Source organism: Neobacillus sp. NPDC093182 (genome assembly GCF_044754045.1).
Genome location: NZ_JBIVOI010000008.1, coordinates 82,719 through 105,310, shown reverse-complemented (window position 1 = coordinate 105,310; position 22,592 = coordinate 82,719). Strand labels below are relative to the sequence as shown.

Sequence of the window (22,592 nt, the reverse complement as noted above, 5' to 3'; positions counted from 1 at the left end):
TTTAATCAACGTATAATACGCAATCACTACGATTTAAGTAAGGGAGACAGTAAATGTTTGATTGGTTAGTTATCGGGGGAGGGATTCATGGCTGTACAATCTCAACTTATTTAATTAAATATGGGAAAGTTCGAATTGAGAAACTCTGTATCATTGATCCTCATTCGGAGCCTATGGCCAGATGGAAACGAAATACGGAAAGAATTTCAATGCAATATCTTCGTTCTCCGTCAGTTCATCATATTGATGTCCATCCTTTTAGTTTGCAAATGTTCGGAAAAAGTTCAGAAGAACATAGTCAATTTTATGGAATGTATAAACGTCCATCACTTCAATTATTTAACGACCATAGTGATAAAGTTATATCCGAAACAAACTTAAAGAAAAGTTGGCATAGAGGTTTAGTTAAAAGTGTCCTAAAAATAAATAATTCTTGGGAAGTAACTTCGGAAACAGGAGAAATAATTAGGTCAAAAAATGTAGTCATTGCTATTAGTGTGAATGATCAGCTATTGATACCTACTTGGGCAGAAGAACTTGCTTTCCAACATCCTAAACGAGTTCACCATATATTTGACGATAAGCTTCCTGAATTAACGGAGATGAAATCTCCTATTGCTATCATAGGGATTACAGCAGTTCATCTTGCGATTAAAATGTCGAGAGAATATCCAGGTGAAGTAACCTTAATAAAACGCCATCCATTTCGGATTCACGACTTTGATAGTGATCCAGGATGGTTGGGATTAAAACGACAGAGACCCTATCGAAAGGTATAGGACTATGATCTTCGTCGAGAACAAATTAAAGGCGCTAGATTAAAAGGCTCTGTCCCCAGGGACGTCTTAAGTAAAGTAAAGAGACTAGAATCTGAGCATAAGCTACATACTGTTGATGGTGAAGTGAACTCTTATACAATGGAACCTGAGTATCTTACTCTTAATGTAAACTCCGTTTCACTACAAGTTCGTAATGTATTATTCGCCACAGGTTTTTTACCAACAAGACCTGGAAAATGGATAGAGAGGCTAGTTGAAGCAGAAAATTTATCGTGTGCACATTGCGGTTATCCAATTGTAGATAAGGATATCCTGTGGTGTCCTCATTTATATGTGATGGGTCCATTAGCAGAGTTGGAAATAGGTCCAATCGCTAGAAATATTTCTGGTGCAAGGCAGGCAGCTGAGAGAATTGTAGCTAGCCTATAAAGTTTAAATCGTAATAATTCCGATTTTTTAACATAGTGTTTATCATTCTGGTATATCTTAAAGGAGGGAGTGCGGTAATTCTGAATTATTTATTTGAATTCACGACTTTATCTTCACTGGTTTTCATCTCAGTTTTTGTATCTTTAAAGAACAAAAGAGATTTATCAATGATGTCTGCTATGATCGTTGCTATGGTTTTGGGAATGTCGATTGGTGTATCTTTTGGATTAGTATTGGGTGCCTACCTACAAGGGAATTTATTACTTTCCACTATTTTTTCAGTCTCGGTAGGTGGTTTGGCAGGACTACTAATTGGAGCAGTTTATGGTATTTTACCAGCAGTTGAAGGGTTTTTCACAGGGTTAATGAGTGGAATGATGGGTGCCATGCTTGCTGAGATGGTTCCATCACAAGAAACGATACTTCTACTTAAATTCTTTGTTATGTTAATCTTTTGTTCCATTGCGTTAGTATATTTAATTATAAAATCTAGTGATCATAAAGTTAATACTAAATATGGGGTAATTAAGCCTATTATACTTATTGTACTTTTTATTTCGTATTTAGTTACAAGTGATTTGTATCAAAACAAAATTCATCACAATCACCCAAAAATTGATGGTCACAAACTGCACCAACACTAGTTTTAGATGTTAGTCGGCAGACTAGAAGATAGTGGCTAGATTATAAAATTTAAATCGTAATGATTACGAAAAAAGAGCTTGAAAGCGTATATAGATCAGAAAATGGTTTAATCAGTTTAATCCAAAATTGTATATAAAGGGAGAGAAATAGATTGTTAGTCAAACAATTAAAAAACATAGCTATAATAATTTTGGTTTTTTCAATTCTCGTTGCATGCTCTGCCGAAAAATCTACTAGTAAGAAAAAGGAAGATGCTGATTCAGCTGATAACGTAAAAGAATTAGTTTATGCAGCCTCCAAAGATATAAACGATATGAACCCGCATTTGTATACAGGTTCAATGCCGGCTCAAGGAATGGTCTATGAGTCATTAGTTGAAAATACGGAAGATGGGATCAAACCTTTGCTAGCTGAATCCTGGGAAGTTTCAGAGGATGGAAAAGTATACACGTTTCATTTAAGGAAAGATGTAAAATTTCATGATGGAGAACCTTTTAATGCAGATGCAGTGAAGACAAATATTGAAGCTGTACAGAATAATGCAGAAAAACATGCTTGGATTAAGTTATCTACGAAAATAGAAAGTGTAAATGTAATCGATGATTATACAGTTGAATTAGTATTATCAGAAGCATATTATCCAACTTTGGTTGAATTGTCTATGACCAGACCTTATGTATTTTTATCACCCAATGATTTTAAAGACGGGGAAACGAAAGAAGGAGTAAATGGTTTTAATGGAACAGGTCCTTATATTATCACTGAACATAAAACCGATGAGTATGCAACGTTTGAAGCAAATGAAGATTACTGGGGTGGGGCACCTAAAATAAAGAAAATTACATCTAAAGTTCTACCGGCAGGGGAAACGACATTCTTAGCCTTACAAAAAGGAGAAGTGAACTTTGTCTTTACGGATGATCGCGGTGCAGACAGTCTTGATGTCGAAGCTATGAATCAATTAGTTGAGTCAGGAGATTATCAGCTTGTTAGAAGTGAACCAATGAATACGAAAATGATCGTAGCAAACAGCAGTAATGCTGATAATCCAGTAAGTGAAACAGCGGTACGTGAAGCAATTTGGTACTCAATTGATAGAAAAACAATTACAAAGGATCTTTTGAATGGTACTGAAACTGAAGCCCACACACTATTTTCTCCCAACGTCAATTATGCCGATGTTGATCTAAAGAAACGAGGCTATGATGTAGAAAAAGCGAAAAAGATTTTAGAGGATGATGGATGGAAAATAAAGAATGGTGCTGAAGTTAGAACGAAAGATAATAAAAAATTATCTATGAAACTCTACTATGATAGTAATTCTTCTTCTCAGAAAACCCAGGCAGAATTTATCCAAGCATCAGTAAAAGAGATTGGTATTCAGCTCGAGATTATCGGTGAAGAGTCAACTTCAATCGCTAATAGAAGGTCAACAGGGGATTATGATTTATTATTTAATCAAACTTGGGGTCTAGCGTATGACCCACAAAGTACTATCGCGGCTTTTACCTCTGATGCTTCTTATTTACATACGACAAAAGGCATTGAAAATGCAGATGGTCTTTACAAGAAAATTGAACAAGTTATGGTGTCAACGGATGAAGACATTCGAAAATCGTTGTACGCTGATATATTGACCATTGTTCATAATGAAGCAGTTTTTATTCCTATTTCAAATGGAAGTGTAACTGTAGTAGCTCCAAAAAATTTAAACGGAATATCTTTTAAGCAAACTCAATTTGAGCTGCCATTTGTATTGATGAACTTTAAATAGAAATAAAAAGGGGAATTTTCCCCTTTTTATTTTATGAGAAATTTCAGGTAGGAAGGAGTTTTCTATGGGAAGTTACATCATTAAGAGGATAATAATATCCGTCCCTTTACTTTTTATTATTTCATTTTTGACGTTTGTCTTAATAAACCTTTCTCCATTAGATCCGAATGAAGTGGTATTACAGGCGCAAGGTGTGCCACAGATTACAGATGAATTATTAGAACAAACAAAAGAAGAACTAGGGATGAATAAGCCATTTATCTTACGATATTTTGCTTGGTTTATCGCGACTTTACAGTTTGATTTTGGTAATTCATACATTAATGGAAAACCTGTGTGGTCGTTAGTAGGTCCAGCATTTTTAAATACGTTAAAGTTAACACTCGTTTCATCTGTGGTCATTATCTTCATGTCCATCCTATTAGGTGTGATTTGTGCATTGAAGGAAGGGAAATTGATTGATAAATCGGTAAGAGGAATTTCGTTCTTCTTAACATCAATGCCTTCATACTGGCTAGCTTCCATAATAATTTGGTATGTCTCCGTTAAATTAGATTTATTACCAACTAGCGGAATGGATTCGTATAAAAGTTATGTCTTACCTGTTGTTGTTATTACGATAAGTTATGCCGGCATTTATTTTAGAAATATAAGAACATCCATGTTAAACAATTTAAATCAGGACTATGTCCTATATGGAAGAGCATCTGGATTATCTGAGATTAAAATAACCAGGCATATCCTAAGGAATTCATTGCAAGTGGCCGTTTCAATATTTGGTATGGCAATACCTATTATATTAAGCAGTACAGTCGTAATAGAAAACGTTTTTGCTTGGCCTGGTTTAGGAAGTCTAAGTGTTAATGCCATTCTTAGCAGAGACTTTCCCATTATCCAGGCATACGTTCTTATAATAGCTGCATTCTTTGTTTTGTTTAATACAATCTCAGATATTATTAACGCGGCGATGAATCCTAAGGTAAGGAATGATCTTTAAATGAGAGTATGGAAAAACTTAAGCAAAGATAAGTTAGCTATGATTTCTTTGGTTATCATTCTGGGGACGATTATTGTTGGTGTTTTCGCACCATTATTTTCGCCACATGACCCTAATGAAGTCAATTTGAGTCTTCGATACGCGTCACCTTCGTGGTCATATCTATTAGGCAATGATCATCTAGGAAGATGTATCTTATCCAGAATGATATATGGAATTCGACCAAGTGTATTATGGGTATTGATTGTTCTGTTTTTATCTGTTTTAGTTGGCGCTATCTTAGGTTTTCTAGCTGGCTATTTTAGAGGAAAAGTCGATGCAATCATTATGAGAATGTGTGACACGATGCTATCTTTTCCAGGATACGTTATGGCGTTAGCGGTTATTGGAGTTTTAGGCGTGGGTCTTGAAAACATCCTCATTGCATTTGCTTTGATTAAATGGGCATGGTTCGCACGAGTTATCAGAACTTCTGTAATGCAGTATGCAGAATTAGACTATGTGAAGTTCTCCAAAGCATCAGGTATTAGTGATATAAAAATAATTTGTAAGCACATTGTTCCAGTTACCTTTTCTGATATCGCAGTAATCTCAAGTGGTTCTATTGGATCGATGATTTTGCAAATTTCAGGGTTTTCATTTTTAGGCCTAGGAATTCAAGCCCCAAATGCTGAATGGGGGATGATGTTAAATGAAGCGAGGGAAGTTATGTTTACGAGACCAGAATTAATGTTAACTCCTGGCTTATCCATAATAATTGTGGTTTCAGCGTTTAATTTTTTGTCTGATTCACTTCAAGTTGCTCTAAACCCAAATTAGTAAACTCTAAAAACAAACATATAGAAAATTTACCACTTTCTAAAATAAAGGTTCAGGAAAAAGAGGTGGCTAATTAGATGATGAATATATTAGAAGTTAAAAACTTAAAAGTATGGGATGTTAATTCTAGAAAAGAGATTATTCAAGAAAGTTCATTCCACTTAAAGTCTGGAAGTTGCCTTGCAATTGTAGGAGAAAGTGGAAGTGGCAAGTCTGTCACTTGTAGGGCGATAATGAGACTAAATAGATCCTCTCTTCACCAATCTGGGGACATCCTATTAAAAGGAGAGAACATAAACCTTCTATCTGAAAAAGAGATGAGAAGGAAAAGGGGTAGAAACCTTTGCATGATTTTACAAAATGGGATGAGTGCTTTCGATCCCTCTTGTGTAATCGGTGTACATTTAAGGGAAACACTTGCTGAACACTTCAATTGGAGTAAAAAAGAAATGGAAGTAAAAATGACAGGTGCGATGGAAAGTGTCATGTTGAAGAACCCGACAGAAATTATGAACAAATATCCACATCAGTTATCGGGTGGAATGTTGCAAAGAATTATGATTGCGCTGGCCATTGTCCTGGAGCCGGATATTATTATTGCTGATGAACCGACCACAGCACTTGATACCATCTCACAATTTGAAGTAGTAGAACAATTTATTAAGTTGCGAGAATGGATGGGATGTTCAATGATTTTTATTTCCCATGATCTGGGTGTTGTAAGAAAAATTGCTGATGATGTCATAGTTATGAAGGATGGAGAAATTATTGAACGAGGGAAAACCGAAGCTATTTTCTCAGAGGCGCAACACGAGTACACAAAATATTTAGTATCCACCAGACTGGCGTTGAGTAATCACTTCAAGAAGGTAATGGGGGAGGGACTATAGTTGCTGAAGGTTGATAGTGTTGGAAAATCCTATAAAAAAGGTGGATTTTTTTCTTCAGACAAACAGAACGTTTTAAAGAATGTTAGTTTTGAATGTAAAAACGGAGAATGTCTAGGTATTATCGGAGAAAGTGGGAGTGGAAAATCCACATTAGGACGTTTGCAACAGAAGCCAGACCTGTTAGAGATTCCGTATTCATGGCGCTCATTATCTTCTTAATTGCCATCTGGTGGCTTGTACCAAACTATCAAACCCAAGGGATTTGGATAGCCTTTGTTTTATTTAGTCTAGGTCGTTCCGTTTTCCTTTGGTTATATGTTCCGAAATTAACGAGAGCAAAGTTTTCGCAAGAGGGTTTGTCATAAAAATGCTAGCTTAAACAACTTCAGTTGTTTGAGCTAGTTTCTTCTAACAAAACGAATTTGGAACTAATGAGCATAAATATGCGGAATTCCAACCTCTATGAATAGTTTTGATGAACTCTGATAACCTATTTTTTTATAAAAGCCCACTGCCTGTGTATAAAAAACTTGAAATGAAAGGCCTTATCGAAAAGAGATCAACATAACAAAAAAATAAAGAAACTCTTTCCAACAGAGAAAGGGAAACTGTTTATCCGTTTATAAAAAGAGAAAATGATTATTCCAATACCGTTGCATTAGAGGGATTTACCGAAAAAGAAGTAGAAACCATTTTCAACCTTCTTCAAAGAGTAAGAAAAAATATAGAGAGAGAAAGACTGGGAATTTGTAAAATAGTATTAATATAGACAATGTAACCTTGGGGATTTACGGAAACATTTAAGGATCAAAAGCATTTTACTCCGGGATGCTCTGTGGGAGATCCTGTTTTTTTAAGAAAATTTTTTATAGAATCCCTCTACCTGTGTTTGACCGTGTAATTTGACGAGTGTTGATCCTCTTTCCTGTGAAATTTGCTCTAATGCTGTAATAATGACTTTACCAAGGCCAAATTTTCGGTATGGCTCCAGAATACAAATTCTCTCTAATTTTCCAAACTTATCAACCCATCGTACCCGTCCTGTTCCGACAGGTTTTTCTTCGTAATAGACCAAGATATGTTGACATTGACCATTCAAATTGTCGTATTCGTCAAATTCATCCTCTAGGGGAACGCCTTGTTCCTCAACAAATACCACTTTCCTTATGTGAAATGCCTTATTTAAATCTTCGTCAATGGTTATTCTTTTTGCCTTCATTATTTTCATCCTTTAAAAATTTTTTGTTGTATTTACAATAATATTAGGTTAAATTAAATTTATAATAAATATGTTGTAATTGCAACAAAACCTTCATCTAAGGAGTAAGTATGAAAGAAATTTTACGCGAAATTGAAATGATTGCTAGAGCCTTAGATTCTATAAGCAATATTGAATTTAAGGAATTTGAACTTACGAAAGGACACTTCGTCAGGATATCTTTAATAAAGTTCACTCACTTTATGCGAAATACTTTACGGAAAATAAAAGCGGGGAAATTGGCACACGGGTTTTTGTTGATGTAGAAAAGGTGAAAGGTTATTTGACGGCCACTTTTGGGAACATATTCATTGAAATGATTGTGTTAATAACAGTAATTGGAATTATTCTTGTGCTTAACCTGAAGCTAGCCATGATCTCAATTTTCCTAATATCTATCCAGTTTTTATTGGCTCTTGGATTCTCTGCAGCAATTGGAATTATCTTCGGCATTGCACCTGCAAGAAAGGCATCTAAATTACATCCGATTGATGAGTTGAGAAGTGTGTAGGTAAACAATAAAGGTTCGTTGAAAAGCATAATAATAAAGGGATAGTACCTGCTTTTTTTAAGTACTGTCCCTTTTACATAAATAAAAGATACTGCATTTTATAGTATTTTTAATTTGGAAAATTTAGTTGTTATTGTGAATTATTTAACTCACGTAAAAAAACATCTAATTCATCATTTGATTGAAATTTATAAGCATACCCATAGCAAATCGGTCCATTACCAGTGTGCTCTCTCTTAGGAAATTCTAGGAAAGATGTATTATGATTTAACCCCGTAGATTTTTCCTCTAGTTGTTTATTTGCTTCAACTGTTTTTGGATTTAAAACAATAGTAATCTCTTTATTTGGAAGTAAGTAAATTACTTCATTGTTTACAATATTTTTAAATTCAACAGCTTTTGATGTTTCTTTCATCGTTTTGAAATTGTTTAATCCAAAAGTATTTTGTATTTTTCCCATATTACAATTCACCTCTTACTGTAATTATATGCCTAATTCTATTATAAGGTATAAATCAATCATTTTGACATAATTACTCCTGTTTAGGTAATTTTAGTAGTAGTATGTTCCGAGTAAAGAAAGGATGGTGGGATATGGCGGGTAGAAAAATAACCGTAATTGGAAGTATTAACATGGATTTAGTAACGAGTACCACTCAAATACCTAAAGTTGGAGAAACCGTGTTAGGGAATTCCTTTCATACCATACCAGGTGGAAAGGGTGCGAATCAAGCGGTGGCTGCAGCCCGGCTTGGTGCGGATGTAACGATGATTGGCGCTGTGGGGAACGATTCTTTTGGTGAAACACTAGTAGAACATTTAACAAACCAAGGCATAAACACAGAAAATATTATGATAGTGAAGGATACCTCTACTGGAATTGCTTCTATTATAGTATCGGAAGCTGACAACAGTATTATTGTTGTTCCCGGAGCAAATAATCATGTTAGTCCGGAGGTAATCGAAAAACAGGAAGATAAAATCATACATAGCGATATTATTTTGTTGCAATTAGAGATTCCCCTTGAAAGTGTAATAAAAGCCGTAGAGCTTGCGAAAAAGCATGGGGTTCGAACGATACTAAATCCGGCGCCGATTCAAAAGCTTCCGAAGGAATTACTAGAAATGGTGGATTATCTAACACCGAATGAACATGAACAAACACTGTTGTTTGATTCCATAGACGGGTCACAGCAAGAATTAGAAAAGTTTAAGAAAAAGTGTATTGTAACGAAAGGGTCCAAAGGCGTTATGATTTATAAAAATGGCGAAAAAATGGAAATTCCAAGCATCCAGGTTGAGGCTGTGGATACGACAGGTGCAGGTGACTCCTTTAATGGCGCAGTGGCTACTGCTCTTTGTGACGGGCTTGATATCGAAGAAGCCTGTCGGTTTGCTAATGTTGTTGGGGCCATCTCGGTTACGAAGCTAGGGGCACAAACGGGAATGCCGACCAAAAAGGAAGTAGAGGAATTTTTACAAGTACATAAATCATCTTAAATGGAGTGAGTTTTATGAAGCCAGTAATATTGGACGTCGATACGGGGATTGATGATGCCTTAGCGATTGCCTATGCATTAAACTCTCCGGAGATAAAGATTATCGGTCTGACAACATGCTTCGGGAATGGTCCTGTTGAATATACCACCCGCAATACATTAGTTGTCTTAGAACAGCTAGGAAAAAGTGTTCCTGTCTATTCAGGAGCAGATAAACCACTAAGTCGGCCTCCTAAAAAATTCCCGACACATGTTCATGGCGAAGATGGACTAGGTAACAGAGTGGAAAAACCTCCGGTTAGGGAAGCAGAGTCTGAGGGTGCCGTGGATTATATCATTAACCAAGTGAAACAGCGTCCACACGAGATCACGATTATTGCAGTCGGGCCACTTACGAATCTAGCGCTCGCCGTTCAAAAGGAACCTGAAATAGTCTCTCTTGTAAAAGAGGTAGTCATCATGGGTGGCGCCGTTTTTGTAGGGGGTAATACTACCCCGTATAGCGAAGCAAATATATTCGCCGACCCTCATGCAGCTGAGTGTGTGTTTTCATCAGGACTGCCTGTAACGATTGTAGGTCTTGATGTCACGATGAAGACATTATTACCAAATGCCATTTTAGCTGATTGGCGAGCTGCGGGTAGAGAGGTATCCGATTTTTTTGCGGATATAACAAGTTTTTATATTCAAGCTTATGAAACGTTCCATCCTGGTATAGGCGGCTGCGCCCTGCACGATCCTCTTGCGGTAGGAGTTGTGATCGACCCAAGTTTCGTTAAGAAGGAAACTTGGAATGTTAAGGTTGTCTTAGAAGGAGAAGAGATGGGTAGAACCGTAGCGCTTTCAGAAGGTGAGCAGAAAATTCAAATTTGTACGCAAGTAGAAGCTGACAGGTTTTTAAACCACTTTCTAGATCGACTTTTTTAGAAATTAGTTTGTAGGGCAAATAGAAAACACATTAAATTCTTTGGATTCAATTAGAAGGGAAAAAGGAGATTTTTATGCGGTTATCGACCTCCACTTTAGAAACGAAGAAGGCTACATCAATCACTAACTGGCAATATTTGACCCTAGCAGTACCACTTATCATTTCTGGCATTTCAACGCCGATATTAGGTGCTGTTGATACAGCAGTAATCGGACGAATTCCTAATCCAGCTTCCATTGGTGGAGTTGCGATTGGGGCGGTAATTTTCAATACTATGTATTGGCTGCTGGGCTTTCTCCGAGTAGGTACAAGTGGTTTTACAGCTCAGGCGGAAGGTGCTAATGACCAGAAAGAGGTATTTTTGTGCCTTTTCCGACCAGCAATCATTGCCATCCTATTTGGCGTATTATTTATACTATTGCAAAAGCCTATTCTCCAAATTTCCTTGTTTTTATTTGGAGGAAGTGAAGCAGTCAAGTCATTTGCAGCAGATTATTTTTTGATTAGAATATGGGGAGCACCATTTATTTTATTAAACTATGTAATTATTGGTTGGCTGATGGGGAGGAGTAAGGTTAAGTTATCGTTAGCCATTCAAATTTTAATGAATCTATTAAATATCAGCTTGGATCTTTTGTTCGTGTTAGTATTTGGTATGGGTGTTGACGGTGTGGCTTTTGCCACGGTAATAGCTGAAATTAGTGCTGTTATCTTTGGATTTGCTCTAATTATACGAACTACTACATTTAAGGTAAATGATTTCAAATTTAAGATGTTACTAGAGTCTAAATCTCTGATAAGAATGTTGAGGGTGAACCGGGACATATTTTTCCGGACGATTTGTTTACTTACGATGACAGGCCTATTTACTGCAAAAGGTGCTAGTATGGGGGAAGTTACATTGGCAGCGAATGCAGTTTTACTGCAAATCCATTATATAATGGCGTATTTGTTTGGAGGGTTTGCGAATGCATCAGGAATCCTAGTCGGAAAGTCGATTGGTGCAAGAGATCGGTATCTGTATAAGCGTGCATTATCGCTCTCAGCGGGATGGGGCCTTGGTTCAGCCATTCTATTAGCGTTAACGATTATTGTAGTGGGTGATCAGATTGTCGGTTTTTTTACCACCCTTCCAGAGGTGAAAGACATTGCATTAGAGCTATTGGTTTGGATGGTAGTGTTTCCGATTGTAGGATTCTGGGGATTACAGCTAGAAGGTATCTTTTTTGGAGCTACCGAGGCTAAGTATATTCGAGACTCCATTGTATTATCGTTACTTGTATTTTTGGCGGCCCTTTGGCTGCTCGTTCCCATCTATCACAATACTGGAGTTTGGGTCGCATTTATTTTATTTAGCCTATCACGGTCGTTTTTCTTAACATTATTTGTCCCGAAATTAACTAAAGCAAACTTTAGTTAAAATTAAAAAAGATTACATTGACAAGACTATATCATACTCTTACAATTGAAAATGATTATCAACGTCAATTGGGAGGCAACGAAATGTTTTATGAGAAAAGTAGTCGGAATATTTTATTAGCATCTATTTTTATTTTTTTATTATCAACAGTTTTACTTGGTTGTACAAAGGGTAGCGATAAAGCTTCAACTTCCAAGGACGATACGAAAGATAACATGCTGACCATTGCATGGCCGAGGGATGTTGGCGCAATGAACCCACATGTTTATAATCCTTCACAATTATTCGCACAATCCATGGTGTATGAGCCATTAGTAAGCTACGGAGATGGTGGCGAGCTGAAACCGCATCTAGCTGAGTCATGGGACATCTCTGAAGATGGCAAAGAATATACCTTTCATCTGCGCCAAGATGTGAAGTTTACTGATGGAACTAGCTTTAATGCCGAAATTGTAAAAAAGAATTTTGATACTATTTTAAATCATATGGATTTACATAGCTGGTTAGGGTTTCTTTCAAAAATAAGCAGTACCGAAGTCATCGACGAGTATACGTTTAAAATGACATTAACTGAGCCGTATTATCCAACCGTTCAGGAGTTAGCGGTAGTACGACCAGTTCGTTTCTTAGGTGAAGCTGGTTTCCCTGAGGATGGGGATACCTCAAAAGGTGTTGTGGAAGCGGTTGGTACAGGCCCGTGGATTTTGGATGAATATAAAGCAGACGAATATGCGATTTTTAAACGAAACGAAAATTATTGGGGCGAGCTTCCAAAAGTAGAAAAAATCCAAGTGAAAGTTATTCCTGATGCGGAAACGAGAGTACTAGCGTTTGAAAAAGGTGAGCTAGACTTGATTTACGGAGAAGGGATGATCAGTATTGATAGTTTCAAGCAATTGGAATCAACGGGTAAATATGAAACTAGTATTTCTGAGCCAGTTGCTACAAGACAGCTTGTTATAAATTCAGCAAGAGAAAAGCTTTCTGATGAACGTGTTCGCCAAGCGTTACATTATGGATTTAATAAAAAAGCAATGGTGGAAGGTATCACGTCTGGACTAGAAGAAACAGCAGAATTTATTTTACCGACAAACTTGCCTTACACTTCCGATATCGATGTGAAGTCCATTAAATATAATGTCGAGAAAGCGAAGTCCTTGTTAGACGAAGCGGGTTGGGTTCTTCCGAAAGGGAAAACAGTTCGTGAAAAAGATGGGCAGCCACTTGAAATTGAAATAATGTACAATTCAGCCGAATCGATTCAAAAAGCGATGGCAGAAACGCTACAATCCGAATGGGCAGCTATTGGTGTCAAGTTAAATATTGCTACGGTAGAACTTGCGGTTCAGGTTCAAAGATTTAAAGATAATGATTTTGATATCAATTTATATAGTAACTTTGGTGCTCCTTATGATCCGCATACATTTATCAATATTGTGGCAAAGGAAGGATTTGGATTTAATGAAGCCATTTTAGCGTATCCAAACAAAGCGGAATTAATCCAACAAATTGCACAAGTTCCTCAAACTACAGACGAAAAGGAACGCCAGCAGCTTTATACATCTATTTTATCATCACTGCAAGATCAAGGAGCTATTGTTCCTGTTTCGTATCTTAAGAAAACAGCAATTTATCAAAAGGATGTTACAAATTTCACTTTCCCTGCTAATCGTGATGAACATCCATTTACAGGAATTAGCATCAAGCAGTAAGCAGTAGGAGGCTACGATGGGCACTTATATTATAAAACGCGTGATGTCTATTATCCCAGTTTTTCTTTTGGCGGCACTTCTAACGACTGGGATGATTCACCTTTCACCGGTGGATCCGGCCGAGGCTTATTTAACAGCAGCCCATATCGAACCGACTGATGAGATTTTAGCCCAAAAAAGACATGAGTTTGGTTTAGATCAACCATTCTTCATGCAATATGTAAATTCTATTAAAAAGATATGCCAACTTGATTTTGGCATATCTTATGTTACGAATAAGCCTGTTTGGGACGAGGTGGTCCATCGTATACCAGCGACCCTCCAGCTAGCATTAGGGAGTTTATTTATCGCAGTGCTTGTCAGTGTCCCTCTGGGCTTTCTGGCAGGAGTAAAGAAAAATGGCTTGATTGATCATTTCAGTCGAATCCTATCGTTTTTTGGGGCATCCATTCCTTCTTTTTGGCTAGGTTATATATTGATATTTTTCTTTTCTGTAAGACTTGATCTTTTCCCAGTTGAGGGGTTTGGAACATGGCAACATCTTGTTTTGCCTTCCCTTACGCTTGCTCTTCCTTTAATTGCAATGTACACACGATTGTTGCGTGCTAGTATTCTTGAAAATTTACAAGAGCCCTATGTGCTTTTTGCAAGGACAAGGGGGATAAAAGAAAAAACCATTATGGCCAAGCATATATTAAGGATTGCCATATCCCCGATGATAACTGGACTGGGGATGAATCTTGGAAAACTGCTAACGGGAACGATTATTGTAGAGACCGTTTTTTCTTGGCCAGGTTTTGGCCGATATTTTATTGAGGCGATTTTTAACCGTGACATTCCTATCATTCAATGCTATGTACTAATAGCCGCTGGTTTATTTATCCTTAGCAACCTAATGGTGGATTTGATTCAAATGGTCATTGACCCGCGCATAACCAGGAAAGAAGGGCACTATCGATGATAACCAGTATACGCAGGATATTTATTAGTCAAAAGGTGATTCCGATATGTACCACGATATTGGGAATTCTTTTTATCATCACGATATTTGCTCCCTGGATTGCACCCAATGATCCGATTGCGGTCAATTTAGCTTATAAACTTCAGCCAGCTTCCTGGGAATTCCCATTAGGAACGGATCATTTAGGAAGATGTAACTTATCACGCCTTTTATATGGCGGACGAATATCCCTAGGCTTCGCTATGCTCATTTTTCTTTCGTCTTTAACGATTGGTTTGTTGATTGGAACCTTTTCTGGATATAAGGGCGGCTGGGTCGATCAGGTTTTGATGAGATTTTGTGATGGTGTGATGGCGTTTCCTAGTCTTATCCTTATACTTGGACTAGTTGGTATATTCGGTCCAGGACTTCCGCAGGTCATTTTAGCGTTGATGCTTGTGCAATGGGTCTATTACGCGAGAATGTTCCGAGGGATGGTACTAAGTTTGAAGCAACAAAACTTTATTGAAGCGGCGAAAATAAGCGGCTCATCGCAATGGAAAATCATTAAAAATCATATTGTTCCAAATGTTCTTCCTCCTCTTGTGGTCATGGGAACCTTAGAAATGGGTTGGGCCATCATGGATATATCGGCCATGTCGTTTCTTGGTTTAGGAGTACAACCGCCTACACCTGAATGGGGAGCGATGATTCATGAAGGAAAATCGTATATTCGGACGAATCCAGAATTAATGCTTTATCCAGGTTTGATGATCATGCTCGTGATTGTGACCTTCAATTTATTGGGAGAAGCGTTATCCGAACGTTATGGTGTCAAACGTCGATCATAAAAAGGAATGAGAATGTTGGATACAAAACAGTCGAATGTGTTACAAGTGAGAGATCTACATGTACAGGTGAAAACCAAAAATGGTGCTGCGACGCTTGTTGAGGATATTAACTTTGAACTGAAGCGTGGGCAAGTACTGGGTCTTGTTGGGGAAAGTGGATGCGGTAAAACCGTTACGAGTATGTCCATTCTTCAACTTCTTAATCGGAAAACGACAACCATTGAAGGCAGTATGGAATTACAAGGACGCGAATTGAATGGTTTAGGGGAGAAAGAAATGCGTAAGGTGCGTGGCAAGGATATCGCCTTTATTATGCAGAATCCGATGAATGCTTTCACGCCTGTTTTTACCATTGGCCATCAATTTATTGAAACCATTCGTTCACATACACAATGGAATAAAAAACAAGCAACAGAGCTTGCCATTGAGGCGTTGCATCATGTGAACTTACCAGATCCGATTAAACTATTAAAATACTATCCTTTTCAATTGAGCGGCGGTATGCTTCAACGGGTGATGATTGCAATTGCAGCATGCTTACATCCTGCGGTAATTATTGCTGATGAACCCACAACCGCACTTGATGTAAATAATCAAAAGAAAGTACTGTACCACTTAGATAAAATTCGCGCTGAATATGGCTCAGCCATATTATTAATATCCCATGATCTCGGGGTCATTGCTGAAATGGCTGATGAAGTGGCCGTTATGCAGAATGGCCGAATCGTAGAAAAAGCCGATGTGTTCCAGCTATTCGATCAGCCACAGCACGAGTATACAAAAAAACTATTACATGCACGCTCAACAATAGATTTAGATGAAGCTGTCATTCATTTGGCTTGATCTATAAGGGGTGGAATAATGAGTTTATTACAAGTAAAAGAAGTAACTCATAGCTATGGATCCCGAACGTTTTTCAACTGGAAAGACCGTTCTAAAAGAATACTTTCCGACATTTCACTCTCTATTGAGGAAGGAACCTGTTTAGGTTTGCTTGGTACGAGCGGGGCTGGTAAAAGTACCTTAGGGAAAGTGATTCTTGGTCTGGAGCGACCGCAATCTGGACAGGTTCTATTTCAAGGGCACGATATTTATACCGCAGATAAGCATAGTCGTCAAAAGATTCGTCGCGATCTTCAAGCTGTCTTTCAGGACTCATACTCATCGGTCAACCCTCGAATGACAGCCGAACGAATAATTGCAGAGCCGCTAGAAAACTATGAAAAGCTAACCGTCGCTGAGCAAAAACGAACCGTGATTGAATTATTAGAAAGAGTAGGGCTAAGTGAAGCGGACTTGAAAAAATACCCTAATCAATTTAGCGGGGGCCAATTGCAAAGAATCAATATTGCAAGAGCCATCTCACTTAAGCCCAAGCTAATCGTTTTAGACGAATCTGTCAGTAGTCTAGATATGGTGAATCAAACACTTATTTTAGATTTACTAAAGGAGTTAAAAGCAGACTTCGGTTTATCCTATCTCTTTATTACCCATGATATAAAAGCTGCCTATACGATTAGTGATCAATTAGGTGTGCTAGAAAAAGGAGAATTGGTCGAGCTTTACGATGAAAAGAAACAGTTTTTTACTTCACAACATCCTGTAGTAAATTTAATGAAAGATTCCATACTGGCCGAGCACCCGCGTTTTCGTTCGGTTAGACGTGCGTAATATAAAATTGATTTACACTTTTCCAAATGCCTTCCTCCACAAAGTCCAGAAAAAGCCGATTATCCTAGATAGGAAAAGGATAATCGGCTTTTTTCTTTAATTCGATGTTAAACAATAACAATTGCAAAATCCTATTTCATCGAACCATACTCCAGGTGGTTTTTCGTTAATGATTAATCTCTATTTTATTGTTTTTATGAATATCCTCCGTTCCGGCATCCAACGCAGTCTTGTAATACAAGCATTTATGCTCGATGACTTCCATTGTTTTTTTTAATTCTTCCATCTGTGCTTCTACAGTAGCTTTTCGTTCCAAAAACATGTTATATCTTTTTTGCAGCGTGGAATCCCCATCAGAACACCAATCAATGAAATTTTTAATTTCCTTAATCGGCATCCCTGTGGATTTCAGACATTCAATTATTCTTAAAGCGTCAATATCAGATTCTTTGAACAAGCGTGTTCCGCTGGCTGTCCGTTCTACAAAAGGCATAAGACCCTCTTTGTCGTAGTAACGTAAGGTATATACGGTAAGATTTAATTCATTTGCGACTTCGCTGATCGTATATGTTTTCATCCTTTTACTCCTTTTCTTTATGATAAATAGGCTTCGGATTCCCTCTATGAATTGAATGGATTTTATCACGGTATTTGCTGAAATGTCAAAGTCACCTTATAGAATAGTAGAAATCTTCTCTTTTTAAGTAAGTTTTATTTATTTATTAAAAAATATAGTTTTCTATAGGCTAGATTGATAGAGGAATGATACCTGTATAGCAGGGGAGATTTGAAAAAAGAAAAATAAATTAATCACTTGACCTAGAGTTAACTCTAAGGTTTAACATTGTTTTTGCAAGAGAAAGAAGCTGGATAGAAATTTACCCAGTACATACTTTTTATCTTGAAAATGATAAATAATTGGAGGTTTTATTATGATAACCGCTAAAGCACGTGCTGTCGACGGTCCAGACAAATCCTTTCGAGCTGCTGAAATTAAACGACGCGATCTTGATTTACATGATGTTCTAATCGAAATTAAATATGCAGGAATCTGTCATTCTGACATCCATACTGCTCACGGTGAGTGGGGGCCAGTAAATTATCCACTCGTACCTGGCCACGAGATTGCGGGAATTGTCACGGATGTAGGAGCACAGGTCACAAAGTACAAAGTTGGGGACCGAGTAGGGGTCGGATGTATGGTAGATTCCTGTGGCGAATGTGAGAACTGCAGTAAAGGAGAAGAACAATACTGTCTAAAAGGCAATGTCCCTACCTATGCTGGTGTTGACAAGTACGGCGAGCCAACTCAAGGCGGCTATTCTACCCACATTGTTGTAACGGAGGACTTCGTAGTTAGAATACCTGATAACATTGAACTTGACGTCGCAGCACCATTACTTTGTGCAGGTATTACCACCTATTCTCCATTACACCATTGGGGAGCTGGACCAGGTAAGAAAGTCGGTGTTGTTGGGTTGGGCGGTCTTGGTCATATGGCTGTCAAGATTGCACACGCCATGGGTGCAGAAGTTACAGTTCTGTCACAAACATTGAGTAAAAAGGAAGATGGCTTGCAATTTGGCGCAGACCACTACTATGCAACAAGCAACCCTGAAACATTCGAGAAACTTGCCGGTACTTTTGATTTAATCATTAACACAGTAAGTGCAAAAATCGATATAAGTGCTTACCTATCCCTGTTAGCGCTGGATGGAACGCTAGTAAATGTTGGTGCACCTGCAGAGCCATTGTCATTAAATGTGTTCTCTCTCATCGGCCATCGCCGTTCCTTTGCAGGTTCAATGATTGGAGGCATCCGTGAGACTCAGGAAATGTTGAATTTCTGTTCGGAACATAACATTGCACCTAATATTGAAGTAATTTCGGCTGATCAAATTGACGAAGCATATAAACGCGTATTGGCTTCAGATGTGAAGTATCGATTTGTAATCGATATTAGCACAATGTAAGGTGCGTTAATAATATGTTTTAATGGTATTTAAAAGGTGTCCTAAAAGCCTAGCTTTTTTTGGGACACTTTTTTTGGCTTTTTTAATAAAACTAAATTAGAATACTACAAAAAAATGAAGTTATGGTTTCCAAAATATATAATACGGTTACTGAACTAAAGGGGCTCTACCCAAATAAGGAGTAAAGCCTTTTTGTTGTTCCACTAACGTGGCAGGTTGAAGAAGGATTGATGCTCTTTTTGTTGAATTTGGTATAGTAACGAAACAGTGTTAGTACAATTGAGTAGTATCATTATGTAATTATGGAGAGGTGATTTTATGAACGTAGGTAGGGAGTATTTGAAAACAGTGACTCAACGCTTTAATGAAGCAAAAATAACCGCTGAAAAAGCAATAGAGCAATTATCCGAAAGCGAATTATTTTGGATTCCGAATGAAGAATCCAATAGTGTCGCGATTATTATGAAACACATGAGTGGTAATATGGTATCTCGCTGGACTGATTTCTTTACCACTGATGGGGAAAAGCCGTATCGTAATCGTGATGATGAATTTGTGGGAGATATTAAAACGAAAGAACAGTTGATGAAAATGTGGGAATTTGGATGGGATACCTTTTTAACTACATTAAAAGATATTGATGAAGAACACCTCTTAAAAAAAATTACCATCCGTAATGAACCGCATTCCGTTATAGAAGCCATTGAACGCCAAATGTACCATTATTCTTATCATGTAGGGCAAATTATTTATATAGCAAAATATTTAAAATCAAGTGATTGGAAGACACTAACGATTCCTCGAAAAAAGTAATCTATGGCTTTTTATCCATCTAACGAGGGCTTTACATGGCGGAAAGCACGAGTCATGGAAGCTTTTACCTTTACCTATTTTGCATCAGCCAGATTAATTGATATCTTTATCGGTACTATCATTGGTCTAATAGGAGTATTCTTCGCAGGAAGACGTTCGGCATCAAGTCGACTCCCACATTTAATAACCAAAACGATCCGTAGTCAGGCGCAATTTTTATTCATTCTTTTCTCTGATCAAGGGACCGGTTTTAATGCGAATATAAGCAGCTCAAAAAATGAATTTCGTCCAATTTTATCAGATAAAACCCTTTCCCAATTGCTTTATGTATGTGAAACGATGGCCAATGCCGCCAATCGAATACAGTCACCTTCAATAAAAAACGTCCCTGAAATTGAAGAGTTTCCAAGTATACAGCATGAGATTATTACCTTGCAAAAATCCCTTCAAATTAATAAAAGTAATCCTTATTAAGTAAAGGACGCTTTGAATTGGACTGGGAAGGGGACTTAAATTGAATTCGCTTTGTTGGTAAATAAATCCATAGAGAAAATAAAGAAAATCCAGTTTCATTCACTGGATTTTCTTGGAGATATGAATACCTGGTAGGGATAAATAATGAGAGCAAAAAAGATCGAAATCAAAAAAACGTGAATAGATTTAAAATTTACTAATTTATATACCTTTAATTTTTGCATTAACCAGTTAATTGGAAATGCGAGAAATAAGTCCATTAACGAATTAGTAAGAAGGTATAACCAAAATTTTCCGAAGGTCAAACGAAAAATCCAGATGGTACCTATAAAGAACGGACCTAAAATAAAGCTTAAATCATTAATTACTTTATTTAGTAATCCGCCTTTTACCGTCCACCATTTAAAAGGAACAGAAAACATACAATTAATAGCAACAAGTAAAGACGCAAAGATGGCAACAGGTGTATATTTTTTAAAAACATTTTTTGGTATAAAGAAAACAGTTAACCAAGGTATTAATAAAAGACTAATTCTAATTATAGCTGCCAACATAATAATACTCCTTAGCTGTTTTCCTTTATATTGCTTAAGACAGGTAAAAATATACTTTATTCTTAATAATGCAGCTATCCGATCGATTTTGCCAAGGTACGTACAATGGTCCTTATTTAACCAACAGAAGCTTTCCTTCATAAAGGGGCAAGGCAATTTCTTATTCAAGCAACTGGCAATTTAGATAACCACTAAAAATAAAACAGTGGGAAACGAATGCTTCCCACTGTACGTATTACGTTATTTAACGCAAATTCCTATACCGTATGTCTGGAAATATAGTTCCTATTTATTAATAAAATCTACGTCTTCTTCTTCTTTCTCTATCGAATTCAAAACGTCTTCTTCTGTCTATATCAAATACAAATATAAAGGGGAAAAACAGTCTTCTTCCAAAGTCGTCACGAAAAAACCGATCTCTTCGGGCAAATCCCAAAAATGGCACTTCATTCACCCGCCTTTCATTTCAGATGTCTATATGACAATGGGACAGATGAAATTAACCTGTCATTTTTTTCCGTACAAATTAGTAACCCATAAAAGAAGCTCCGACAATAATAAGGAGAATGAACAAGACAACAATTAAAGCAAATCCAAATCCATAACCTCTTTCTTCACCCATGTATATCACCTCCAGATTTTACTTAAAAAGCCGGTTTGAACATTAACACCAACTGGAAAGTACGATAATCAGCAGAATGAACAATACAACGATCAGTACAAAGCTACTGCCGTTATAGCCACCACCATAGCCATAACCGCCACAGCCGTATCCAAAGCCCATATCTACACCACCTTTTGGATAATCCCAAAATAAATATTCCTCTTATATATATTTCTTAAGACAAGAATCGATTGGACATTTACCTTAGAGTTAAGACAAAATCAGCGATTTGTTAAAACATTTTCTAAAAAATGAAAAGAAACGTCTGCACTGCACTACATGTAAACGACTCTGCGAGCGTATTTATAGACTCTTTTTTTACTTTTTGTACAAACATCCACACTCTGATGCAAAACCAATCATAGTTTATCTAAATGAGTTGAAAAGAGAGGAGTAGAAGTCATAGGTGAGGAATGTAAGTAAACAAAAACAAAAGTCGAACGAAGAAAAAATAGAGGAAGAACAAATCATCCCTTTAGAAAGATACGATTTAGTTCACAATTGGAAAATCATCATGCAATTTAATTTTGCTTTATTTAAAAACAAAGATGAATTTATAATTATTGATCATAAGGATGAATATATAGCTCGCTTTAGCATTACCAGTGTAGGGGTAATTGAATTTAAAAAAAAGTCATATGACTTAACTCCGAAGATTGATTTTTATAATAAAACGATTAAGATACCTATTATTACAGAGCACGGAAAGTAATGAGTATAGAAGGCGGCTGACAAATGCCTTCTAAAAAGGATTAGGTTAGTTGAAAAAAGGACTAAAAAACAAAATAAGAGAACCAAAGTGCCATTTTGAATTTCCTATTCAACAATGCGTAGAGAGTTATTAATGTCTACAATATTTTTAAGACCTTTAAAGAGGAGATACTACAGTTTTAAGTAGTATCTCCTTTGTTATTTTTGAAACAGAAAAAACGCAATATAAATTATAAATAATAAATAAATGAACTTAAATATTCCCTTTTTAAAAAAATGA

At 36.9% G+C, this 22,592-nt stretch carries 25 protein-coding genes and 4 pseudogenes; 23 read left to right on the top strand and 6 right to left on the bottom strand.

The genetic code is table 11. From position 1 onward, the window contains the following. The first annotated feature begins 53 nt into the window (after positions 1–53). The 9 genes and pseudogenes from ACIQAA_RS15730 to ACIQAA_RS15690 all read left to right on the top strand — a co-directional run. Complete coding sequence (locus ACIQAA_RS15730) at positions 54–779, top strand: NAD(P)/FAD-dependent oxidoreductase (protein WP_402621277.1); 726 nt, start codon at positions 54–56, stop codon at positions 777–779. A gap of 138 nt (positions 780–917) precedes the next feature. Then, complete coding sequence (locus ACIQAA_RS15725) at positions 918–1,208, top strand: hypothetical protein (RefSeq protein WP_402621274.1); 291 nt, start codon at positions 918–920, stop codon at positions 1,206–1,208. A gap of 167 nt (positions 1,209–1,375) precedes the next feature. Then, entirely contained in the window at positions 1,376–1,852 is a 477-nt protein-coding gene (locus ACIQAA_RS15720) for a hypothetical protein (protein WP_402621271.1), read from the top strand. Positions 1,853–2,004: 152 nt separating this feature from the next. After that, complete coding sequence (gene cntA, locus ACIQAA_RS15715) at positions 2,005–3,627, top strand: staphylopine-dependent metal ABC transporter substrate-binding lipoprotein (RefSeq protein ID WP_402621268.1); 1,623 nt, start codon at positions 2,005–2,007, stop codon at positions 3,625–3,627. A 64-nt stretch (positions 3,628–3,691) separates the two neighbouring features. Then, positions 3,692–4,624: a nickel/cobalt ABC transporter permease gene (gene opp1B / locus ACIQAA_RS15710; protein WP_402621265.1), complete on the top strand. Its 933-nt coding sequence runs from the start codon at positions 3,692–3,694 to the stop codon at positions 4,622–4,624. Further along, positions 4,625–5,443, top strand: a complete 819-nt coding sequence (gene cntC / locus ACIQAA_RS15705) for a staphylopine uptake ABC transporter permease subunit CntC (protein WP_402621263.1) — start codon at positions 4,625–4,627, stop codon at positions 5,441–5,443. It abuts the gene before it with no gap. A gap of 80 nt (positions 5,444–5,523) precedes the next feature. Then, positions 5,524–6,333 carry a staphylopine uptake ABC transporter ATP-binding protein CntD gene (cntD, locus tag ACIQAA_RS15700; protein WP_402621589.1) on the top strand — a complete coding sequence of 270 codons (810 nt, stop codon included), beginning with the start codon at positions 5,524–5,526 and terminating at the stop codon, positions 6,331–6,333. Further along, positions 6,334–6,510 (top strand): annotated as a pseudogene (locus ACIQAA_RS15695) (ATP-binding cassette domain-containing protein); the annotation flags it as partial. A gap of 374 nt (positions 6,511–6,884) precedes the next feature. After that, a pseudogene (locus ACIQAA_RS15690) lies at positions 6,885–7,091 on the top strand (MarR family transcriptional regulator); the annotation flags it as partial. A gap of 104 nt (positions 7,092–7,195) precedes the next feature. Here ACIQAA_RS15690 and ACIQAA_RS15685 read toward each other — a convergent pair. Continuing rightward, positions 7,196–7,552: pseudogene (locus ACIQAA_RS15685) on the bottom strand (GNAT family N-acetyltransferase); the annotation flags it as partial. Positions 7,553–7,662: 110 nt separating this feature from the next. Between ACIQAA_RS15685 and ACIQAA_RS15680 the strand changes: the two are divergent. Both ACIQAA_RS15680 and ACIQAA_RS15675 read left to right on the top strand, forming a co-directional pair. Continuing rightward, positions 7,663–7,764: pseudogene (locus ACIQAA_RS15680) on the top strand (MarR family transcriptional regulator); the annotation flags it as partial. Positions 7,765–7,769: 5 nt separating this feature from the next. Beyond that, positions 7,770–8,102 (top strand): ABC transporter transmembrane domain-containing protein, encoded by a 333-nt coding sequence (locus ACIQAA_RS15675; protein ID WP_402621588.1) that lies wholly within the window; start codon positions 7,770–7,772, stop codon positions 8,100–8,102. 130 nt (positions 8,103–8,232) lie between these two features. On the opposite strand, the gene ACIQAA_RS15670 is transcribed toward ACIQAA_RS15675, so the two are convergent. Further along, entirely contained in the window at positions 8,233–8,562 is a 330-nt protein-coding gene (locus tag ACIQAA_RS15670) for a hypothetical protein (RefSeq protein WP_402621260.1), read from the bottom strand. A gap of 134 nt (positions 8,563–8,696) precedes the next feature. Here ACIQAA_RS15670 and rbsK point away from each other — a divergent pair, with 134 nt between their 5' ends. The 8 genes from rbsK (at position 8,697) to nikE (ending at position 17,123) form a co-directional block, all read left to right on the top strand. After that, positions 8,697–9,602 carry a ribokinase gene (gene rbsK / locus ACIQAA_RS15665; RefSeq protein WP_402621258.1) on the top strand — a complete coding sequence of 302 codons (906 nt, stop codon included), beginning with the start codon at positions 8,697–8,699 and terminating at the stop codon, positions 9,600–9,602. 14 nt (positions 9,603–9,616) lie between these two features. After that, positions 9,617–10,528 carry a nucleoside hydrolase gene (locus tag ACIQAA_RS15660; protein WP_402621256.1) on the top strand — a complete coding sequence of 304 codons (912 nt, stop codon included), beginning with the start codon at positions 9,617–9,619 and terminating at the stop codon, positions 10,526–10,528. 74 nt (positions 10,529–10,602) lie between these two features. Then, a complete protein-coding gene (locus tag ACIQAA_RS15655) occupies positions 10,603–11,949 on the top strand; it encodes an MATE family efflux transporter (protein ID WP_402621253.1) in 1,347 nt (448 codons plus the stop codon). Positions 11,950–12,032: 83 nt separating this feature from the next. Continuing rightward, positions 12,033–13,661 carry a nickel ABC transporter substrate-binding protein gene (gene nikA, locus ACIQAA_RS15650; RefSeq protein WP_402621250.1) on the top strand — a complete coding sequence of 543 codons (1,629 nt, stop codon included), beginning with the start codon at positions 12,033–12,035 and terminating at the stop codon, positions 13,659–13,661. 16 nt (positions 13,662–13,677) lie between these two features. Then, positions 13,678–14,622 (top strand): nickel ABC transporter permease subunit NikB, encoded by a 945-nt coding sequence (gene nikB / locus ACIQAA_RS15645; protein ID WP_402621248.1) that lies wholly within the window; start codon positions 13,678–13,680, stop codon positions 14,620–14,622. After that, positions 14,619–15,452, top strand: a complete 834-nt coding sequence (gene nikC, locus ACIQAA_RS15640; protein ID WP_402621246.1) for a nickel ABC transporter permease subunit NikC — start codon at positions 14,619–14,621, stop codon at positions 15,450–15,452. The genes nikB and nikC overlap by 4 nt, the downstream gene beginning before the upstream one ends. Positions 15,453–15,467: 15 nt before the next feature. Then, the gene (gene nikD, locus ACIQAA_RS15635) at positions 15,468–16,295 is read left to right on the top strand and encodes a nickel import ATP-binding protein NikD (RefSeq protein WP_402621586.1); all 828 of its coding nucleotides are present in this window, start codon (positions 15,468–15,470) and stop codon (positions 16,293–16,295) included. An 18-nt stretch (positions 16,296–16,313) separates the two neighbouring features. Then, positions 16,314–17,123, top strand: a complete 810-nt coding sequence (gene nikE / locus ACIQAA_RS15630; RefSeq protein ID WP_402621243.1) for a nickel import ATP-binding protein NikE — start codon at positions 16,314–16,316, stop codon at positions 17,121–17,123. A 166-nt stretch (positions 17,124–17,289) separates the two neighbouring features. Here nikE and ACIQAA_RS15625 read toward each other — a convergent pair whose 3' ends face one another. Beyond that, entirely contained in the window at positions 17,290–17,700 is a 411-nt protein-coding gene (locus tag ACIQAA_RS15625; RefSeq protein WP_402621240.1) for a MerR family transcriptional regulator, read from the bottom strand. A gap of 355 nt (positions 17,701–18,055) precedes the next feature. On the opposite strand from ACIQAA_RS15625, the gene ACIQAA_RS15620 reads away from it, so the two are divergent. From ACIQAA_RS15620 to ACIQAA_RS15610, 3 genes are all read left to right on the top strand, one after another. Further along, positions 18,056–19,096 carry an NAD(P)-dependent alcohol dehydrogenase gene (locus ACIQAA_RS15620; RefSeq protein ID WP_402621237.1) on the top strand — a complete coding sequence of 347 codons (1,041 nt, stop codon included), beginning with the start codon at positions 18,056–18,058 and terminating at the stop codon, positions 19,094–19,096. A gap of 318 nt (positions 19,097–19,414) precedes the next feature. Then, positions 19,415–19,909, top strand: a complete 495-nt coding sequence (locus ACIQAA_RS15615) for a DUF1572 family protein (RefSeq protein WP_402621234.1) — start codon at positions 19,415–19,417, stop codon at positions 19,907–19,909. A 3-nt stretch (positions 19,910–19,912) separates the two neighbouring features. Next, positions 19,913–20,383, top strand: a complete 471-nt coding sequence (locus tag ACIQAA_RS15610) for a hypothetical protein (protein WP_402621231.1) — start codon at positions 19,913–19,915, stop codon at positions 20,381–20,383. A gap of 95 nt (positions 20,384–20,478) precedes the next feature. On the opposite strand, the gene ACIQAA_RS15605 is transcribed toward ACIQAA_RS15610, so the two are convergent. The 3 genes from ACIQAA_RS15605 to ACIQAA_RS15595 all read right to left on the bottom strand — a co-directional run bounded on the left by ACIQAA_RS15605 (position 20,479) and on the right by ACIQAA_RS15595 (position 21,721). Next, a complete protein-coding gene (locus tag ACIQAA_RS15605; protein WP_402621228.1) occupies positions 20,479–20,937 on the bottom strand; it encodes a hypothetical protein in 459 nt (152 codons plus the stop codon). Between the two features lie 526 nt (positions 20,938–21,463). Further along, positions 21,464–21,559 (bottom strand): YjcZ family sporulation protein, encoded by a 96-nt coding sequence (locus ACIQAA_RS15600; protein WP_402621225.1) that lies wholly within the window; start codon positions 21,557–21,559, stop codon positions 21,464–21,466. 42 nt (positions 21,560–21,601) lie between these two features. Further along, on the bottom strand, positions 21,602–21,721 hold the full coding sequence (locus ACIQAA_RS15595; RefSeq protein WP_402621222.1) for a YjcZ family sporulation protein: 120 nt from the start codon (positions 21,719–21,721) through the stop codon (positions 21,602–21,604). 286 nt (positions 21,722–22,007) lie between these two features. Here ACIQAA_RS15595 and ACIQAA_RS15590 point away from each other — a divergent pair, with 286 nt between their 5' ends. Continuing rightward, positions 22,008–22,313 (top strand): hypothetical protein, encoded by a 306-nt coding sequence (locus ACIQAA_RS15590; RefSeq protein WP_402621220.1) that lies wholly within the window; start codon positions 22,008–22,010, stop codon positions 22,311–22,313. Positions 22,314–22,592 lie beyond the last annotated feature (279 nt).

Excerpts from the sequence above, each read along its gene's own strand:
- ACIQAA_RS15655 (WP_402621253.1), top strand. The coding sequence starts at position 10,603 with ATGCGGTTATCGACCTCCACTTTAGAAACGAAGAAGGCTACATCAATC.
- opp1B (WP_402621265.1), top strand. The coding sequence starts at position 3,692 with ATGGGAAGTTACATCATTAAGAGGATAATAATATCCGTCCCTTTACTT.
- ACIQAA_RS15615 (WP_402621234.1), top strand. The coding sequence starts at position 19,415 with ATGAACGTAGGTAGGGAGTATTTGAAAACAGTGACTCAACGCTTTAAT.
- ACIQAA_RS15620 (WP_402621237.1), top strand. The coding sequence starts at position 18,056 with ATGATAACCGCTAAAGCACGTGCTGTCGACGGTCCAGACAAATCCTTT.
- nikE (WP_402621243.1), top strand. The coding sequence starts at position 16,314 with ATGAGTTTATTACAAGTAAAAGAAGTAACTCATAGCTATGGATCCCGA.
- ACIQAA_RS15600 (WP_402621225.1), bottom strand. The coding sequence starts at position 21,559 with ATGGGTGAAGAAAGAGGTTATGGATTTGGATTTGCTTTAATTGTTGTC.
- ACIQAA_RS15610 (WP_402621231.1), top strand. The coding sequence starts at position 19,913 with ATGGCTTTTTATCCATCTAACGAGGGCTTTACATGGCGGAAAGCACGA.
- ACIQAA_RS15605 (WP_402621228.1), bottom strand. The coding sequence starts at position 20,937 with ATGTTGGCAGCTATAATTAGAATTAGTCTTTTATTAATACCTTGGTTA.
- ACIQAA_RS15595 (WP_402621222.1), bottom strand. The coding sequence starts at position 21,721 with ATGGGCTTTGGATACGGCTGTGGCGGTTATGGCTATGGTGGTGGCTAT.
- ACIQAA_RS15625 (WP_402621240.1), bottom strand. The coding sequence starts at position 17,700 with ATGAAAACATATACGATCAGCGAAGTCGCAAATGAATTAAATCTTACC.
- ACIQAA_RS15725 (WP_402621274.1), top strand. The coding sequence starts at position 918 with ATGGAACCTGAGTATCTTACTCTTAATGTAAACTCCGTTTCACTACAA.
- ACIQAA_RS15730 (WP_402621277.1), top strand. The coding sequence starts at position 54 with ATGTTTGATTGGTTAGTTATCGGGGGAGGGATTCATGGCTGTACAATC.
- nikB (WP_402621248.1), top strand. The coding sequence starts at position 13,678 with ATGGGCACTTATATTATAAAACGCGTGATGTCTATTATCCCAGTTTTT.
- ACIQAA_RS15670 (WP_402621260.1), bottom strand. The coding sequence starts at position 8,562 with ATGGGAAAAATACAAAATACTTTTGGATTAAACAATTTCAAAACGATG.
- cntC (WP_402621263.1), top strand. The coding sequence starts at position 4,625 with ATGAGAGTATGGAAAAACTTAAGCAAAGATAAGTTAGCTATGATTTCT.
- cntD (WP_402621589.1), top strand. The coding sequence starts at position 5,524 with ATGAATATATTAGAAGTTAAAAACTTAAAAGTATGGGATGTTAATTCT.
- ACIQAA_RS15660 (WP_402621256.1), top strand. The coding sequence starts at position 9,617 with ATGAAGCCAGTAATATTGGACGTCGATACGGGGATTGATGATGCCTTA.
- rbsK (WP_402621258.1), top strand. The coding sequence starts at position 8,697 with ATGGCGGGTAGAAAAATAACCGTAATTGGAAGTATTAACATGGATTTA.
- nikA (WP_402621250.1), top strand. The coding sequence starts at position 12,033 with ATGTTTTATGAGAAAAGTAGTCGGAATATTTTATTAGCATCTATTTTT.
- nikC (WP_402621246.1), top strand. The coding sequence starts at position 14,619 with ATGATAACCAGTATACGCAGGATATTTATTAGTCAAAAGGTGATTCCG.
- ACIQAA_RS15720 (WP_402621271.1), top strand. The coding sequence starts at position 1,376 with ATGATGTCTGCTATGATCGTTGCTATGGTTTTGGGAATGTCGATTGGT.